This window comes from Bradyrhizobium sp. T-12 (assembly GCF_058314695.1).
Genome location: NZ_CM177756.1, coordinates 6,426,886 through 6,443,489, shown reverse-complemented (window position 1 = coordinate 6,443,489; position 16,604 = coordinate 6,426,886). Strand labels below are relative to the sequence as shown.

Here is a 16,604-nt window from a genome sequence, read left to right as displayed (position 1 = left end):
GGGCTGCGTCTTGAGGCCTGGGTTTGCCGCGGGAACTGGCGTCGCCGGAGTCTAGCCACGAGTTGCTAAACAAACCGACAACGGCAGCTAAGGGCACGCGGGGCCGAAACCGCGGAACGCGTGCCTACCAGAGGCTGGCAATGCGGGCGGCGAGTGCGACCGTCGCGAGCAGCAGCGCAAGGCAGACCCAATAGACCGGCGAGCCGGCCTGCGCCGCCACCGCCTCGTTCGCCGCGACCGCGGCATCGGTTCTGTACTCGCGCAACGCCACTGGAACTCGCCGTCTTCGGAAAAACAAAGGCCCCGGAGGTCCGGGGCTTTTGCCGTCGTTCGCTTGTCGCTTACTTCAGCGAGGTGCTGATCGCGGTGAACTTGGCGTTCAGCGTGGTGCCGAGGCTGTTGACGACGGTGATGATGGCCAGCGCGATGCCGGCGGCGATCAGGCCGTATTCGATGGCGGTGGCGCCGGACTCATCCTTCGCAAAACGCGCAATCAAGTTCTTCATGAACAAAACTCCATTCGGTTGGGATCGCCTCGTTCGGCGCTGTCTATGACGCGGTGAACATGAGAGCCGAGCTCTTTCGGTAGAGTTAATTCGATCGCGCAAACCGGCTTCTGGCGAGATGCTTTGGTCCAGAGTGAATTTCGCCTTAAAGCCGGGCTTCAATTCTCTCCGGTTCCAGATGCATCGCCAGCGCAGCGGCCGCTTCATCCTCCCTTAAATTTCACGGAGTAGGCGTAAGAGGATTGGAATTCGCGGAGAGAGGCGACGATGTCGAGCCTGCCCATGGAAGTCGCCCTGATGCTCGGCGAGACCATCGCGAAAGTGGTCCCCGTCACCTTCGTGCTCGCGGCGGTCTTCACCGTGCTCGAGCATTTCTGGGCGTGCAATCCCGGCGCCCCGTGGTGGCGCAAGCGCGAGATCATCACCGACATCTGCTACTGGTTCTTCGTTCCGGTGTTCGCCCGCACTATGCGGATCGGACTGCTGATCGTCGGCGCCGGCGCCGTCTTCAACATCCACGATGCCGACGAGCTCATCGCCTTCTACGACAACGGCCATGGTCCGCTGGCGCAGCTGCCCCTGTGGGTGCAAGCCCTGCTGTTCCTGGTGCTGTCTGATTTCATGCTGTACTGGATCCACCGGCTTTTCCACGACGGCGGTTTCTGGAAGTACCACGCCATTCATCATTCGTCGGAGGAGATCGGTTGGATTTCCGCGGCCCGCTTCCATCCCATTAATCTGATGCTCGGGACGATCAGCGTCGACGTCGTTCTGCTGATGGCCGGCATCTCCCCGAACATCATGCTCTGGGTCGGCCCGTTCACCACCTTCCATTCGGCCTTCGTGCACGCCAATCTGAACTGGACCTTCGGACCGTTCAAATATCTGCTGGCAACCCCGGTGTTCCACCGTTGGCACCACACCTCGCTCGCGGAGGGCGGCAACACGAACTTCGCCGGGACGTTCCCGGTCTGGGACGTGCTGTTCGGCACCTTCCGCATGCCGGAGGGGCAGCTTCCGCAGGACTACGGCAAGGACGAAGCGGCCATACCGAAGGAGATCGCGGGCCAATTGGCCTATCCGTTCCGCCGCTAGGCTGGAGATAGCGACCGCGCAAACGCCGGTCCGTCGAACAATCGTCCGCGAGTTTGCGGAACGTTCATGAATTAGGGGCAGGTTAGCCGGGTCGGGCACCGGCTCCGTTGTTATCCGTTCGCTTCTGCCGGTTTGTGACGTCCCGGGGGTAAGAGTATGCGTAAAGAATTGCTGCGCCGTCATGCGCGGGTCTGTCTTCTGGTTGCTGCCGCCGTGCTGGCATCGCCGGCTGCCGGCCTTGCCGAACCGACCGCCGACACCATCGCCGTCAATGTCGACCAGGCCAAGCTGGTGCGGCTGCCCGGCAAGGTGGCGACCATCGTGGTCGGCAATCCCCTGATCGCCGATGTCACGCTGCAGCCCGGCGGCATGATCGTCGTGACCGGCAAGGGCTACGGTGCCACCAATTTCATCGCGCTCGACCGGAGCGGCGAGATTCTGGTCGACCGCCAGATCCAGGTCGAAGGCCCGAGCGACCGGCTCGTCACCGTCTATCGCGGGATCGAGCGCGAGTCCTACAGCTGCATGCCGCTTTGCCAACGCCGGGTGACGCTCGGCGACAGCGACACCTACTTCAACAACACGATGAGCCAGGCCGGTTCGCTGAGCAGCAGTGCCAGCGGCAACGCCGGTGCGGCCACCAAATCCAACTAGCCAGACCGATTGACCGGTTCGCGCCGGGGTGGATCGCCTGATCCGCCTCGGCGCTTCCCGGACGCCAGGCGACGTCCGGCTGCGCGCGCCGTCTTTTTCCGTGCCGCCGGCATGCGTGGTTAACGCATCCTTAGCCGTGCGGTTCGCGCAGCGTGAATCGCCTGCAACACTTAAACAATCAGTTTTAGCTATTGAATGAAGCAGAGGATCGCCGCTGCTGGGGAATTTGACGCGATGCCATCGCTTCCGTCGACGAGATTTACGCTCCGCAAGGCGCTAAGCCGGTTTCGCGGCAGCCGCCGCGGCTCTGCGGCGGTCGAGTTCGCGCTGGTTGCTCCGATCTTCTTCGGGCTGCTGTTCGCCATCATCGAGACGGCGCTGGTGTTCTTCGCAGGCCAGGTGCTCGAGACCGTCACCCAAGCTTCGGCACGTGCGATTCTGACCGGTCAGGCGCAAGCGCAGGGCGGCTCGGTGGCGGCCTGTCAGACGGTGCCCAACACGGTGTCGGCGTGCGATCAGACCACGTTCAAGGCCTATGTCTGCAGCCAGATCCCGGCGCTGTTCGATTGCAATAAGCTCTACGTCGACGTGGTGAGCACCAGTTCCTTCACGACGCTGAGCCTCACCAATTACGGCGATTCTTGCACCTTCAATCCGGCCGGCGTGCAATACAATCCCGGCAGCGCCAGCCAGGTCGTCGTGGTGCGGCTGTTCTACCAGTGGCCGCTCGTCGTCACCGGCCTCGGCTACAACATCGGTTGCAGCAACAAGCGGCTGCTGGTGGCGACCGCAGCCTTCAAGAACGAACCCTTCTGAGGCAGATGGATCTGGGCGGACCAATGCAGGCGATTGCGAATTTCTTGGGAAATGCCCGCTGCTCATTGCGTGACTTCGTCGCCGACAAGCACGCGCTCGCGGCGACCGAATTCGCGGTCATCGTCCCGCTGATGCTGGTGATGTTCTTCGGCACCGTCGAGTTCTCGTCGGCGGTGGCGATCGATCGCAAGGTCACGTTGATTGCACGGACCCTGTCCGATCTGACGTCGCAGTCGACGACGCTTGCCGATTCCGACATGCAGAACACGTTCACGGCCAGCATCTCGATCATCATGCCTTACGACGCAACGCTCGTGAAAGGCGCGATTTCCCAGATCTATATCGATGAGAACAGCATTGCCACGGTCCAGTGGAGCAAGGCCGGAACCATCGCGAGCGGCGCGACGCAAGCGACGCTGGCGACCTCGGCTCGGAAGGCTGGCGACAAGGTGACCAACGAAATTCCATCGACGCTGCTCATTCCGTCGACCTACCTCATCCTCAGCGAGGCGAGCTACACTTACACACCGTCGGTGGGATACGTGTTGAAGTCGAGTCTGCCGCTGAGCGATCTGTCCTATACGCGGCCGCGCCAGGTCACTTGCGTTCCCTACAACGGCGTACCGTCCTCGTGCTGATGTCCTCGAGCAGGGCGTAGAATGAAAATGAAAAAGGCCGTGCGGTGTGCACGGCCTTCTTGTTTCTTGCGAGCCGATCGGGCGAGGCCCGGCGGGTTCAGCCTGCGTCGCGGAGATTGTCTGCCGCCGACTTGCCGGAACGACGGTCGGCCACGATCTCGTAGGAGATCTTCTGACCTTCACGCAGCGTGCCGAGGCCGGCACGTTCCACGGCGCTGATGTGGACGAACACGTCCTGGCCGCCATCGTCGGGCTGAATGAAGCCGAAGCCTTTGGTCGCGTTAAACCACTTCACGGTTCCCATGCTCACGGGGGTAGTCCCTTCTCAGATAACACAAGGTTGGAGCCCACTCGCGCGGGCCGGTTAGATCGAATTTTTGGAAGGGTCGTCAGCGTGTCTGAACCGGCTGTACCGGTGGATGCTAATGTCGTCCGGCCGAAAATCGATAAATTCCTTTTATCGGAATTGGGGACTCAAAACAATCGGGGCGCGCACGATTTTTTGATCCGCCGTGGGTGCACGGCGGATCAAAATAAAGATCGGCATTTTATTTCCGCGCTTGCGCGCCAACCATAGGCTAGCGGCGACGGAACTGACCGCCGCGCTGTCCGGGACGAGGCGGTCCACCCACCCCGCTGGGACGTTCGTCCTTGTGGCGGAAAATCAGCCGGCCCTTCTCCAGGTCATAGGGCGACATCTCCACCGTCACGCGGTCGCCCGCCAGCGTCTTGATGCGGTTCTTCTTCATCTTGCCGGCCGTGTAGGCGACGATCTCGTGTCCGGCGTCGAGCTGCACGCGGTAGCGGGCGTCGGGGAGGATTTCGGTGACCAGTCCTTCGAACTGGATCAGCTCTTCCTTAGCCATGTGGGGGTCTCCAGTCGTGGACTGTTAGTTCGAATGAGGATTGCGGTTCGGTCGGCCGTTGGGGCGACTCTCGCGACGCAAAAAGGCAACGCCTTGTATTCCATCAGGCTTGCCGGCGCTATGCGCGGGACGCTGTTCCGACCGATCGGCTGGTGAGGAATTCATCTTACCACCCGAACCGCGGCGGCGGCGAGACCCTTTGGAGGCCTTGTGGCCCTCTCCGGGCCTGCCATCAACAGGTCTGCCCTCGCCATAACGTCCTTCGCCGGGCCGTCCGTCGCTGGTCCTGCCGGCGCTATGATGGCGTCCGTCGGCATGCCGTTCGTCGCCACGCCGTCCGTCGCCGTGCCGGGCGCCTTGCGGACGCTGGCCCGGGCGGCCACCCGGCCGGCCCTGCCGTTGCTGGGACGGGGGAGGACCGGCGTCGCGGCGGCCGGCATCGGTACGGAGGTCTTCGCGCGGCAGCGCCACCTTGATCAGCCGCTCGATGTCGCGGAGGTAGCTGAGTTCCTCGCCGCCGGCCACCAGCGAGATCGCGGTGCCCTCGGCGCCGGCGCGCGCGGTGCGGCCGATACGGTGGACATAGGTTTCCGGCACGTTGGGCAGGTCGAAATTGATGACGTGGCTGATGCCGTCGACATCGATGCCGCGGGCGGCAATGTCGGTGGCGACCAGGGTGCGGATCTCGCCCGAGCGGAACTGGGCGAGCGTGCGCTCGCGATGGTTCTGCGACTTGTTGCCGTGGATGGCGCTGGCGGGAATGCCGGCCTTCTCGAGCGACTTCACCACCTTGTCGGCACCATGCTTGGTGCGGGTGAAGACCAGTGCGCGGTTGACCGGCTCGTCTTTCAGCAGCTTGGTCAGGAAGGCGGGCTTGGCGGAGAAGTCGACCTGGACGATGCGCTGGTTGATCCGCTCGGCGGTCGAGGAGACCGGGGTCACCGCGACGCGGGCGGGGTCACGCAGCATGGCGTCGGCGAGCTCGGCGATGTCCTTCGGCATGGTGGCCGAGAAGAACAGCGTCTGCCGCTTGATCGGGAGTTTCGCGACGATTTTGCGGATGTCGTTGATGAAGCCCATGTCGAGCATGCGGTCGGCTTCGTCGAGCACGAGGAATTCGACGCTCGAAAGTTTCAATCCGTTGCTTTGCACGAGGTCGAGCAGGCGGCCGGGGGTGGCGACCAGCACGTCGACGCCCTGCATCAGGGCACGGACCTGGCGGCCCATCGGCACGCCGCCGATGGCGAGCGTCGAGGCCAGGCGGAGGTGGCGGCCATAGGCGTTGAAGCTATCGAGGATCTGGCCGGACAGCTCGCGGGTGGGCGACAGCACCAGGACGCGGCAGGTCTTGGGCTGCGGCTTGATGCGGTTCTCGAGCAGGCGGTGGAGGATCGGCAGCGCGAAGGACGCGGTCTTGCCGGTTCCGGTCTGGGCGATGCCGACGACGTCGCGCCCGGTCAGCGCGATCGGAACAGTCTGGGCCTGGATGGGGGTGGGGGTGACGTAGTTCTCTTCGGCGAGAGCACGCGCGATCGGTTCGGCGAGGCCGAAATCCTGAAACGAAGTCAAAAGATGGGTTCTTTCCATGTCAAAAGCGCAACGCCCGGCGCATTCAGCGCGGCGCGCGCAAAAGGGTGTCGAGAAGACACCTGCGTGTTTAGGGTGTCGGATGGCTTGGGAGATATGGGGCAAGCCAGAGGCCCGTAGGGGGCTTAAGAACACGCGGCTCGCAACGACCCCTTGATTCGCAAGAGGTCTCGGCTGTTCATATGGAACATTCAGCGGGCGCTTTCAAGGCAAGCGTGCCCGAAACGGCGGTTGCGGTGCAGAAATAGTTATGCCGGAAATTTAGCCAGAGCTAGCATTTTGCTCAAAAAATAGACCGCCTGCCGCTTTGGCATACATTTGAATTGCTCAAGTTTTGAGCTGCTTCTTAATGGCGAAACTTTGATTCCGGGCGATTTGTTTAGCGAAACCAATTGGTTGATGGGTGCTCAGTCCATGGCACGGTTCTTGCGAATCCGTTAATCGCAGGCGGCCGTGGGGCCGTTTCGCAGCGTTTTCACGTCTGCGTCAGGGAGATGAGACACTCATGCTTAGCAAATCCATTCACGATATAGCGGCGTCATTTAGCCGCCGTGGCGTTCTCGCCGCGACCGCCGGACTGATGCTCGGACTGGCTCCATTGACCGGCACGAAGGCCGCCGACGACACCATCAAGGTCGGTGTGCTGCACTCTCTTTCCGGCACCATGGCCATCAGCGAAACCACGCTGAAGGACACCATCCTCTTCCTGATCGACGAGCAGAACAAGAAGGGCGGCGTGAACGGCAAGAAGCTCGAGGCCGTCGTCGTCGATCCCGCCTCGAACTGGCCGCTGTTCGCCGAAAAGGCGCGCGAGCTGATCACCAAGGACAAGGTCTCGGTCGTGTTCGGCTGCTGGACCTCGGTGTCGCGCAAGTCGGTGCTCCCGGTGTTCAAGGAGCTGAACAGCATCCTGTTCTACCCCGTGCAGTACGAGGGTGAGGAGAGCGAGCGCAACGTGTTCTACACGGGCGCGGCACCGAACCAGCAGGCGATCCCCGCCGTCGACTATTTGATGAAGGAAGAGAAGGTGAAGCGCTGGGTGCTCGCGGGCACCGACTACGTCTATCCGCGCACCACCAACAAGATCCTGGAAGCCTATCTGAAGTCCAAGGGTGTCGCCCAGGAAGACATCATGATCAACTACACGCCGTTCGGTCACTCCGATTGGCAGACGATCGTGGCCGACATCAAGAAGTTCGGCTCGGCCGGCAAGAAGACTGCGGTGGTCTCGACCATCAACGGCGACGCCAACGTTCCCTTCTACAAGGAGCTCGGCAACCAGGGTATCAAGGCGAAGGACATCCCGGTCGTCGCGTTCTCGGTCGGTGAGGAAGAGCTCGCCGGCATCGACACCAAGCCGCTGGTCGGCCATCTCGCTGCCTGGAACTACTTCCAGTCCATCAAGTCGCCGGAGAACGAGAAGTTCATCAAGGCGTGGCAGGCCTACACCAAGAATCCGAAGCGCGTGACAAACGATCCGATGGAAGCGCACGTGATCGGCTTCGACATGTGGGTCAAGGCGGTCGAGAAGGTGAAGTCGACCGATCCCGACAAGGTGATCGACGCTCTCCCGGGCATCGAAGCCAAGAACCTGACCGGCGGCGTGTCGAAGATGCTGCCGAACCACCACATCACCAAGCCGGTGTTCATCGGCGAGATCAAGGGCAACGGCCAGTTCGACGTGGTCTGGAAGACCCCGGGCCTCGTCGCGGGCGATGCCTGGTCGAAGGAGCTCGACGGCTCCAAGGACCTGATCGGCGACTGGGTCGGCAAGAAGTGCGGCAACTTCAACACCAAGACCAACAAGTGCCTCGGTTCCGGCTCCTGATCCGGATCTGACACGCCATTGCACGATCGGAGAGGGCGGCGATCCCGCCGCCTTCTCCACCCATTTCTGCCGGGGTCATTCACAGTGCCAGCCTATTTGTCCGCGCGCCTCTGCTCGCTTGCGCTCTCGTTGTTGCTGATCGCGTTCGCGCTGCCGGCCTTCGCCGGTCCGTTCGAGGACGGGGTCGCCAAATTCGCCAATGACGATTTCTCCGACACGGAAGAGGCGATCGGCGTGGTTGCCGGGAGTGGCAACAAGCTGGCTTTTCCCATCATCAGCGCGCTCCAGGACGGCCGCCTCATGGCCGATCCTGACAGCAAGAAGGTTTACGTCACGGGCGCCGACGGCAAGTCGATCGATGCCGCGACCGGCGAGGCGGTCGCCAGCGTTCCCGACAGCGCGAGCGCCGTGCGCCTCAATAACCGCCTGCGCCGCAGCGTCGATGCTGCGCTCGGCGGCCTGACGCTGCAATCGCCGGATGTCGGGACGCGCCTGCAGGCCGCGCAGTCCGTCTTCAAGTCGCATGAGGAGACGGCGCTCGAGGCCGTCGACGGCGCGCTCGCCAAGGAAACCAACAAATCGGTCAAGGCTGCGCTCGGCGAGGCTCGCGCGGCCATCCTGCTGTTCAAGACAGATGCCTCCGAGGTCGAGAAGCTCGAGGCGGTTGCCACGCTCAAGGCGCGCGGCGATCAGGAAGCGCTGGCGCTGCTCACCGGCATGGGCGACCAGCCGGCCTCGGTGACCAAGGCCGCCGCGAGCGCGATCGGCTCGATCCAGTCCTCGCTCGCCGTCTGGTCGGGCGTGCAGAATGCCTGGTACGGCCTCTCGCTCGGCTCGGTGCTGCTGCTCGCCGCGATCGGGCTCGCCATCACCTTCGGCGTGATGGGCGTCATCAACATGGCCCATGGCGAGATGGTGATGATCGGAGCCTACACCACCTTCGTGGTGCAGGAGGTGATCCGCACCCGCTATCCCGGCCTGTTCGACTATTCGCTCTTGATCGCCGTGCCGCTCGCCTTCCTCGTCGCCGGCGCCATCGGCGTCCTGATCGAGCGCAGCATCATCCGCTTCCTCTACGGCCGCCCGCTGGAGACGCTGCTGGCCACCTGGGGTCTCTCGCTGGTGCTGCAGCAGGCGGTGCGCACCATGTTCGGCCCGACCAACCGCGAGGTCGGCAACCCCTCCTGGATGAGCGGCGCGTTCGAGCTCGGCCAGATCACCATCACCTATAACCGGCTCTGGATCCTCGTGTTCACGCTGGCCGTGTTCGCGATCCTGCTCGCAATGCTGCGCTACACCGCACTGGGCCTCGAGATGCGCGCAGTGACGCAGAACCGTCGCATGGCGGCCTCGATGGGCATCGCCACCTCGCGCGTCGACGCGCTGACCTTCGGGCTCGGCTCGGGTATCGCCGGTATTGCCGGCGTGGCGCTGTCGCAGATCGACAATGTCAGCCCCAATCTCGGCCAGAGCTACATCATCGACAGCTTCATGGTCGTGGTGTTCGGCGGGGTCGGCAATCTCTGGGGCACGCTGGTCGGCGCCTTCACGCTCGGCATCGCCAACAAATTCCTGGAGCCGGTCGCCGGCGCCGTGCTCGGCAAGATCGCCATCCTGGTTCTGATCATCCTGTTCATTCAAAAGCGGCCGCGCGGCCTGTTCGCGCTCAAGGGCCGTGCGGTGGAAGCATGACCCCTCACATGCTGACGCGATCGCTGGACCGCAGCGCGACGGTCTTCCTTGCCGTCGTCGTGGCCTGCGGCATCCTCATCCCGCTCTCCAACCTGCTGCTGCCCGCGGGCTCGTTCCTGCAAGTGCCGACCTATCTCGTCGCGCTCTGGGGCAAGTATGTCTGCTACGCCATCCTGGCTCTGGCGATCGACCTGATCTGGGGCTATTGCGGCATTCTCTCGCTCGGCCACGGCGCCTTCTTCGCGCTCGGCGGCTACGCCATGGGCATGTACCTGATGCGGCAGATCGGCACCCGCGGCGTCTACGGCAATCCTGTTCTGCCCGACTTCATGGTGTTCCTGAACTATTCGAAGCTGCCCTGGTACTGGTACGGCTTCGACATGTTCTGGTTCGCCGCGCTGATGGTGCTGGTCGTGCCCGGCCTGCTCGCCTTCTGCTTCGGCTGGCTCGCCTTCCGTTCCCGCGTCACCGGCGTGTATCTCTCGATCATCACGCAGGCGATGACCTATGCGCTGCTGCTCGCCTTCTTCCGCAACGATTTCGGCTTCGGCGGCAACAACGGCCTGACCGACTTCAAGGACATCCTCGGCTTCAACGTGCAGGCGGAGGGCACCCGCGCGGCGCTGTTCGCGCTGAGCTGCCTGGCGCTGATCGTCGGTTTCCTGATCTGCCGCGCCATCGTCTCGTCGAAGCTCGGCAAGGTGCTGATCGCGGTGCGTGATGCGGAATCGCGCACGCGCTTCCTGGGCTACCGCGTCGAATCCTACAAGCTGTTCGTGTTCACGGTGTCGGCCTGCATGGCCGGCGTCGCCGGTGCGCTCTACGTCCCCCAGGTCGGCATCATCAATCCCTCCGAGTTCGCGCCGGGCAATTCGATCGAGGCGGTGATCTGGGTCGCGGTCGGCGGCCGCGGCACGCTGGTCGGCGCGGCGCTCGGCGCCGTCGTCGTCAACTACGCCAAGACGTTCTTCACCTCCGGCATGCTCGCGCCTTACTGGCTGTTCATGCTGGGTGCGCTGTTCATCCTGGTGACGCTGCTGCTGCCCAAGGGCATCGTCGGCACCTTCAACGCCTGGTGGGACTCCTCGAGGGAGAAGCGCATCGCCGCGGCCTCAACGAGCGCTGCGGCCGAGGACGGCGTCACCGAACCCAAGATGGCGGAGTAGCGCGATGAACGTCATGGACAACCGCGCGACCTCCGCGATGCTTTACCTGGACGGCGTGCACGTCTCGTTCGACGGCTTCCACGCCATCAACAATTTGTCGTTGACCCTCGAGCCCGGCGAGATGCGCGCCATCATCGGCCCGAACGGCGCCGGCAAGACCACCATGATGGACATCATCACCGGCAAGACCAAGCCCGACGAGGGGACGGTTCTGTTCGACGGCGTCACCGATTTGACGCGGCTGGACGAGACCCGCATTGCCGAGCTCGGCATCGGCCGCAAGTTCCAGAAACCGACCGTGTTCGAGAGCCAGACCGTGCAGGACAACCTCCTGCTCGCGCTGAACGTCGACCATTCGGTCCGCGGCACGCTGTTCTGGCGCGGCAGCAAGGCCGAGTCCGAGCGCATCGACAAGGTGCTGGAGACGATCCGCCTCACCGACGCCCGCAATCGCCTTGCCGGCAGCCTCAGCCACGGCCAGAAGCAATGGCTCGAGATCGGCATGCTGCTGGCGCAGGATCCGAAGCTGCTGCTGGTCGACGAGCCCGTCGCCGGCATGACCGACGTCGAGACGCATCTGACCGCCGAGCTGCTGAAAGAGATCAACAAGACCCACACCGTGATGGTGGTCGAGCACGACATGACGTTCGTGCGCGAGCTCGGCGTCAAGGTCACCTGTCTGCACGAAGGCACGGTGCTCGCGGAAGGCACCATCGACCAGGTCTCGTCCAACGAGCGGGTCATCGAAGTCTATCTGGGGCGCTGAGCGATGCTTGAGGTCAAGGATATCAACCTGTTCTACGGCGCGGCGCAGGCGCTGCGCGGCGTGTCCATCTCGGCCGAGCCGGGCAAGGTCACCTGCGTGCTCGGGCGCAACGGCGTCGGCAAGACCTCGCTGCTCCGTGCCATGGTCGGGCAATATCCGATCTCGTCGGGTGCGATCATGCTCGACGGTAGCGACATTACCGGTCTGAAGCCCTATGAGCGGGCGCGCAAGGGCATCGGCTTCGTGCCGCAGGGACGCGAGATCTTCCCGCTGCTGACGGTCGAGGAAAACCTCAAGACCGGTTTCGGTCCGCTCAAGCGCGAGGACAAGCACATTCCGGACGACGTGTTCTCGCTGTTTCCGGTGCTGCAATCCATGCTCGGCCGTCGCGGCGGCGACCTCTCAGGCGGCCAGCAACAGCAACTCGCGATCGGCCGCGCGCTGGTGATGCGGCCGAAGCTTCTGCTGCTCGACGAGCCGACCGAGGGCATCCAGCCCTCCATCATCAAGGACATCGGCCGCGCCATCTCGTACCTGCGCAATCTCGGCAACATCGCCATCGTGCTGGTCGAACAATATCTCGACTTTGCCTGCGAACTCGGCGACAGTTTCGCCGTGATGGATCGCGGCGCGGTGAAGTTCACCTGCGACCGTTCCAATCTCGACCCGGCCGAAATCAGCCGCCAGATGGCGCTGTAGTCCCAAGATTTCTGCCGCGGCCGGCCGGGGAGAGGGATGCGCAGCGACGTTTTGACGACATCTTCGGTGTTCGAAGCCAACCGTGCCCGTGGCGCGGTGCGCTTCGACGTCCATGCGCGCGATGGCGTGACCCGGCGCGGCACCTTGCATGAATCCGGCTCCTTGCGAATCCGCTTCCCTTCGCCGGAAGACGAGGGGCTATCCGGCGTGTTCGTCAACACGGCCGGTGGCGTTGCGGGTGGGGATCGCTTCGACATCGAGATCACGGCCGCAGCCAGCTCGCGGCTGACGCTGACGACGGCGGCCGCAGAAAAGGTCTATCGCGCGCCGGGGCAGGCGGCAGAGCTCAATATCGGGCTGAAGGTCGCCGCGGGTGCGCATCTCGCCTGGCTGCCGCAGGAGACGATCCTGTTTGATCGCGCCCGCGTCCATCGCCGCTTCGACATCGCGCTCGACGAGGCGGCGTCGCTCCTGCTTTGCGAGATCGTCGTGTTCGGCCGCACCGCCATGGGCGAGCGGATGGAGCAGGGCGAGTTCGTCGACCGCTGGCGGCTGCGGCGGGGTGGCCGGCTGGTCTTCGCCGAGACGGTGAGGCTCGACGGCAATATCGGCGCAAAGCTCGCGCGATCGGCAGTTGCCAGGGGCGGGGCGGCGATCGGCACGGCCCTGATCGTCCCCGGTGACGAGGCTCTGGTCGAGCGCATCCGCGAGGCCTCGGGCTCGTTCTCAGGGGAGGTCGGAATCTCGGCCTGGAATGGCTTTGCAATGGCGCGGTTCTGTGCCCAAGATGCGGCGCGATTGCGCGCCGACATGATGGCCGTGCTGGCGCGCACCGGCGCGGCCCTGCCGCGGCTCTGGCTGAATTGAAGTGTTGAACGGAAGAGATTCTGCATGAACCTGTCTCCCCGCGAAAAGGACAAGCTCTTGATCTCGATGGCCGCGATCGTGGCCCGCCGCCGGCTGGACCGCGGCGTCAAGCTCAACCACCCCGAAGCCATCGCGATCATCTCCGATTTCATCCTCGAAGGCGCGCGCGACGGCCGCACCGTCGCCGAACTGATGCAATCCGGCGCGCAGGTCTTGACCCGCGACCAGGTGATGCCTGGAATCCCCGAGATGATCCACGACATCCAGGTCGAGGCGACGTTTCCGGACGGCACCAAGCTCGTCACCGTGCACGAGCCGATCAGGTAGGAGAGCAGCATGATCCCCGGCGAACTCTTCATCCAGGACGGCGAGATCGAGCTCAATGCGGGCCGCAAGACTGTGACGCTGACGGTGGCCAACACCGGCGACCGCCCCATCCAGGTCGGCTCGCACTACCATTTCTTCGAGACCAACCCGGCGCTGAAATTCGACCGCAAGAAGTCCCGCGGCATGCGCCTCGACATCGCCGCCGGCACCGCGGTGCGTTTCGAACCTGGCCAGACCCGCGATGTGCAGCTGGTGGCGATGGCGGGCAAGAAGACGATCTACGGTTTCCGCGGCGATGTAATGGGGAAGCTGTGAGCGTCGCAGGAACGAGCGCGGCACGGCACGGTTGAGGCGAGAATGGAGGTCCTTGTCATGCTCTCCCCCATCCGTCTCATATCTGAAGCTGCCGAGCTCGCCGCACAGCGCCACAACGGCATGGCGCGCAAGGGGCGCGGCAGCGAGCCCTATATCAATCATCTCGCCGAGGTTGCGAACCTGCTTGCGACCGCGACCGACGGCGCCGATGCCGAGCTGGTCGCGGCCGGCTGGCTGCACGATACGATCGAGGACACCGACACCACGCGCGAGGAGCTTGCGCAGACGTTCTCAGAGCGAGTCGCCGCCCTGGTCGTTGAGTGCACGGACGACATGAATCTGCCGAAGGCCGAGCGGCGGCGGAAGCAGATCGAGGACGCTCTGCACAAATCGCCCGGCGCGAAGCTGATCAAGATCGCCGACAAGATCAGCAATATAGGGGCACGCCTTCATACGGATCCGACTACCGAGGAGCTTGACGACCTCGCCGACTACAGTGGATGGGCCACGCAAGTCGTTGCGGGCTGCCGCGGCGGTAATGCGTGGCTCGAGGAGAAATTCGATGATGCCGTGAAAGCAGCGAAGGCCTTGCTGTGATCCACCAAACGTTCAACCGCAAACGGGGCTTGTGATGTCCGTAAAGATGAAGCGTTCCGTCTATGCCGACATGTTCGGCCCCACTACAGGCGACAAGGTGCGGCTGGCCGACACCGACCTCATCATCGAGGTCGAGAAGGATTTCACCACCTACGGCGAGGAGGTGAAGTTCGGCGGCGGCAAGGTGATCCGCGACGGCATGGGGCAGTCGCAGGTCACCAACAAGCAGGGCGCGGCCGATACCGTGATCACGAATGCGCTGATCGTCGATCACTGGGGCATCGTGAAGGCCGACGTCGCCATCAAGGACGGCATGATCTCCGCGATCGGCAAGGCCGGCAATCCGGACATCCAGCCCGGCGTCACCATCATCGTCGGTCCCGGCACCGACGTAATCGCGGGCGAAGGAAAGATCCTCACGGCCGGCGGCTTCGACAGCCACATCCATTTCATCTGCCCGCAGCAGATCGAGCACGCGTTGATGAGCGGCGTCACCTCGATGCTGGGCGGCGGCACCGGCCCTTCGCACGGCACCTTCGCCACCACCTGTACGCCGGGCCCCTGGCACATCGCGCGGATGATCCAGTCGTTCGATGCTTTCCCGGTCAATCTCGGCATTTCCGGCAAGGGCAACGCCTCGCGGCCCGCAGCCCTGGTCGAGATGATCAAGGCGGGCGCCTGCGCGCTGAAGCTGCACGAGGACTGGGGCACGACGCCGGCTGCGATCGACAACTGCCTGTCGGTGGCCGACACGCACGATGTCCAGGTCATGATCCACACCGACACGCTGAACGAATCCGGCTTCGTCGAGGACACGATCAAGGCATTCAAGGGGCGCACCATCCACGCCTTCCACACCGAGGGCGCCGGCGGTGGCCACGCCCCCGACATCATCAAGGTCGCCGGCCTGAAGAACGTGCTGCCGTCCTCGACCAATCCGACGCGGCCCTTCACCCGCAACACCATCGACGAGCATCTGGATATGCTGATGGTGTGCCACCATCTCGATCCCTCGATTGCGGAAGACCTCGCCTTCGCCGAAAGCCGCATCCGCAAGGAAACCATCGCCGCCGAGGACATCCTGCACGACCTCGGCGCGCTCTCGATGATGTCCTCGGACTCCCAGGCGATGGGCCGGCTCGGCGAGGTCATCATCCGGACCTGGCAGACCGCCGACAAGATGAAGAAGCAGCGCGGGTCATTGCCGCAGGACAAGGGCAAGGACAACGACAATTTTCGCGTCAAGCGCTACATCGCGAAATACACCATCAATCCCGCCATCGCGCACGGCGTGTCGAAGCTGATCGGCTCGGTCGAGAAGGGCAAGATGGCCGATCTCGTGCTGTGGTCGCCGGCCTTCTTCGGCGTCAAGCCGGACTGCATCGTCAAGGGCGGCACGATCGTCGCAGCTCCCATGGGCGATCCCAACGCCTCGATCCCGACGCCGCAGCCGGTGCACTACCAGCCGATGTTCGGTGCCTTCGGCAAGGCGCGCACGGCGTCCTCTGTGGTGTTCACCTCGAAAGCTGCGATCACCGGTGGTCTCGCGCGAAAGCTCGGCATCGAGAAGAAGCTCTATGCCGTGCAGAACACCCGCGGCAAGATCTCGAAAAAGAGCATGATCCACAACGACGCCACGCCCAATATCGAGGTCGATCCGGAGACCTATGAGGTGCGCGCCGACGGCGAGCTGCTCACCTGTGCACCCGCCGAGGTGCTGCCGATGGCCCAGCGATATTTCATGTACTGAAATAGCGCCTCAATGCATGTCCCCGGCTTGTATCCGGGGACGGCTTCTTGCGATTTTGCGTTCGGTCCCGCCTGGTCTAATGTCCCGCCCGGTATTGAACCCCAGAAGAAAAGCCGGGAGGATTTCTCGTGATCTATGTCGTCGCCACCCTGACCATCAAGCCCGAAACGCGCGCCGAATTCATTGCGGCCGCCACCGCCTGCATCAAGGAGACCCGGAAAGAGCCCGGCAATATCGCCTATGATCTGCACGAGAGCGTCACCGACCCTGCCAAGATGGTGTTCGTCGAGCAGTGGGAGAACGCCGAGGCGCTGGTGCCGCATCGTGGCATGGAGCATATGAAGACGTTCGGTCGCGTCGCGGTGAAATGCTTCACGGCGCCGCCGAAGATCGAAGTGATCACGCCCGAGAAGGTCGAGACACGGTAACGGGGTA

Annotated in this window: 20 protein-coding genes; 15 read left to right on the top strand and 5 right to left on the bottom strand. The window is 63.6% G+C overall.

Annotated features, from left to right (window positions below; all coding sequences use genetic code 11):
• Window positions 1-124: 124 nt before the first annotated feature.
• Together AC0WRY_RS30755 and AC0WRY_RS30750 are read right to left on the bottom strand one after the other, a co-directional pair.
• Complete coding sequence (locus tag AC0WRY_RS30755; RefSeq protein ID WP_194404468.1) at window positions 125-271, bottom strand: hypothetical protein; 147 nt, start codon at window positions 269-271, stop codon at window positions 125-127.
• Between the two features lie 70 nt (window positions 272-341).
• Window positions 342-506, bottom strand: a complete 165-nt coding sequence (locus tag AC0WRY_RS30750; RefSeq protein WP_194404467.1) for a Flp family type IVb pilin — start codon at window positions 504-506, stop codon at window positions 342-344.
• Between the two features lie 267 nt (window positions 507-773).
• On the opposite strand from AC0WRY_RS30750, the gene AC0WRY_RS30745 reads away from it, so the two are divergent.
• From AC0WRY_RS30745 to AC0WRY_RS30730, 4 genes are all read left to right on the top strand, one after another.
• A complete protein-coding gene (locus AC0WRY_RS30745; RefSeq protein ID WP_194404466.1) occupies window positions 774-1,601 on the top strand; it encodes a sterol desaturase family protein in 828 nt (275 codons plus the stop codon).
• 156 nt (window positions 1,602-1,757) lie between these two features.
• Window positions 1,758-2,255 (top strand): pilus assembly protein N-terminal domain-containing protein, encoded by a 498-nt coding sequence (locus tag AC0WRY_RS30740; protein ID WP_194404465.1) that lies wholly within the window; start codon window positions 1,758-1,760, stop codon window positions 2,253-2,255.
• Window positions 2,256-2,489: 234 nt separating this feature from the next.
• Window positions 2,490-3,071, top strand: coding sequence for a TadE/TadG family type IV pilus assembly protein (locus AC0WRY_RS30735; RefSeq protein WP_194404464.1), 582 nt, complete (start codon window positions 2,490-2,492; stop codon window positions 3,069-3,071).
• 23 nt (window positions 3,072-3,094) lie between these two features.
• Window positions 3,095-3,709: a TadE/TadG family type IV pilus assembly protein gene (locus AC0WRY_RS30730; protein WP_491122239.1), complete on the top strand. Its 615-nt coding sequence runs from the start codon at window positions 3,095-3,097 to the stop codon at window positions 3,707-3,709.
• A 97-nt stretch (window positions 3,710-3,806) separates the two neighbouring features.
• Here the strand turns inward: AC0WRY_RS30730 and AC0WRY_RS30725 are convergent, their stop codons facing one another.
• The 3 genes from AC0WRY_RS30725 to AC0WRY_RS30715 form a co-directional block, all read right to left on the bottom strand.
• Window positions 3,807-4,019: a cold-shock protein gene (locus AC0WRY_RS30725; RefSeq protein WP_194404462.1), complete on the bottom strand. Its 213-nt coding sequence runs from the start codon at window positions 4,017-4,019 to the stop codon at window positions 3,807-3,809.
• Between the two features lie 268 nt (window positions 4,020-4,287).
• Window positions 4,288-4,575, bottom strand: coding sequence for a translation initiation factor IF-1 (gene infA, locus AC0WRY_RS30720; protein ID WP_008131890.1), 288 nt, complete (start codon window positions 4,573-4,575; stop codon window positions 4,288-4,290).
• A gap of 24 nt (window positions 4,576-4,599) precedes the next feature.
• Window positions 4,600-6,162, bottom strand: a complete 1,563-nt coding sequence (locus AC0WRY_RS30715; RefSeq protein WP_491122238.1) for a DEAD/DEAH box helicase — start codon at window positions 6,160-6,162, stop codon at window positions 4,600-4,602.
• Between the two features lie 505 nt (window positions 6,163-6,667).
• Between AC0WRY_RS30715 and urtA the strand changes: the two genes are divergently transcribed.
• The 11 genes from urtA (at window position 6,668) to AC0WRY_RS30660 (ending at window position 16,597) form a co-directional block, all read left to right on the top strand.
• Window positions 6,668-7,990 carry an urea ABC transporter substrate-binding protein gene (gene urtA / locus AC0WRY_RS30710; protein WP_491122237.1) on the top strand — a complete coding sequence of 441 codons (1,323 nt, stop codon included), beginning with the start codon at window positions 6,668-6,670 and terminating at the stop codon, window positions 7,988-7,990.
• Between the two features lie 84 nt (window positions 7,991-8,074).
• On the top strand, window positions 8,075-9,682 hold the full coding sequence (gene urtB / locus AC0WRY_RS30705; RefSeq protein WP_491122236.1) for an urea ABC transporter permease subunit UrtB: 1,608 nt from the start codon (window positions 8,075-8,077) through the stop codon (window positions 9,680-9,682).
• The gene (urtC, locus tag AC0WRY_RS30700) at window positions 9,679-10,848 is read left to right on the top strand and encodes an urea ABC transporter permease subunit UrtC (RefSeq protein ID WP_211415869.1); all 1,170 of its coding nucleotides are present in this window, start codon (window positions 9,679-9,681) and stop codon (window positions 10,846-10,848) included. Before urtB ends, urtC begins: the two co-directional genes overlap by 4 nt.
• A gap of 4 nt (window positions 10,849-10,852) precedes the next feature.
• The gene (gene urtD / locus AC0WRY_RS30695) at window positions 10,853-11,614 is read left to right on the top strand and encodes an urea ABC transporter ATP-binding protein UrtD (protein ID WP_194404457.1); all 762 of its coding nucleotides are present in this window, start codon (window positions 10,853-10,855) and stop codon (window positions 11,612-11,614) included.
• A gap of 3 nt (window positions 11,615-11,617) precedes the next feature.
• On the top strand, window positions 11,618-12,313 hold the full coding sequence (gene urtE, locus AC0WRY_RS30690; protein WP_491122235.1) for an urea ABC transporter ATP-binding subunit UrtE: 696 nt from the start codon (window positions 11,618-11,620) through the stop codon (window positions 12,311-12,313).
• A 36-nt stretch (window positions 12,314-12,349) separates the two neighbouring features.
• Window positions 12,350-13,180 (top strand): urease accessory protein UreD, encoded by an 831-nt coding sequence (locus AC0WRY_RS30685; RefSeq protein WP_491122234.1) that lies wholly within the window; start codon window positions 12,350-12,352, stop codon window positions 13,178-13,180.
• A gap of 24 nt (window positions 13,181-13,204) precedes the next feature.
• Window positions 13,205-13,507 carry an urease subunit gamma gene (locus tag AC0WRY_RS30680; RefSeq protein ID WP_007605424.1) on the top strand — a complete coding sequence of 101 codons (303 nt, stop codon included), beginning with the start codon at window positions 13,205-13,207 and terminating at the stop codon, window positions 13,505-13,507.
• Between the two features lie 9 nt (window positions 13,508-13,516).
• Window positions 13,517-13,822 (top strand): urease subunit beta, encoded by a 306-nt coding sequence (locus AC0WRY_RS30675; protein ID WP_035708642.1) that lies wholly within the window; start codon window positions 13,517-13,519, stop codon window positions 13,820-13,822.
• A 57-nt stretch (window positions 13,823-13,879) separates the two neighbouring features.
• The gene (locus AC0WRY_RS30670; protein WP_491122233.1) at window positions 13,880-14,419 is read left to right on the top strand and encodes an HD domain-containing protein; all 540 of its coding nucleotides are present in this window, start codon (window positions 13,880-13,882) and stop codon (window positions 14,417-14,419) included.
• A gap of 34 nt (window positions 14,420-14,453) precedes the next feature.
• Window positions 14,454-16,169 carry an urease subunit alpha gene (ureC, locus tag AC0WRY_RS30665; protein ID WP_491122232.1) on the top strand — a complete coding sequence of 572 codons (1,716 nt, stop codon included), beginning with the start codon at window positions 14,454-14,456 and terminating at the stop codon, window positions 16,167-16,169.
• A 128-nt stretch (window positions 16,170-16,297) separates the two neighbouring features.
• Window positions 16,298-16,597 carry a putative quinol monooxygenase gene (locus AC0WRY_RS30660; protein ID WP_018318764.1) on the top strand — a complete coding sequence of 100 codons (300 nt, stop codon included), beginning with the start codon at window positions 16,298-16,300 and terminating at the stop codon, window positions 16,595-16,597.
• Window positions 16,598-16,604 lie beyond the last annotated feature (7 nt).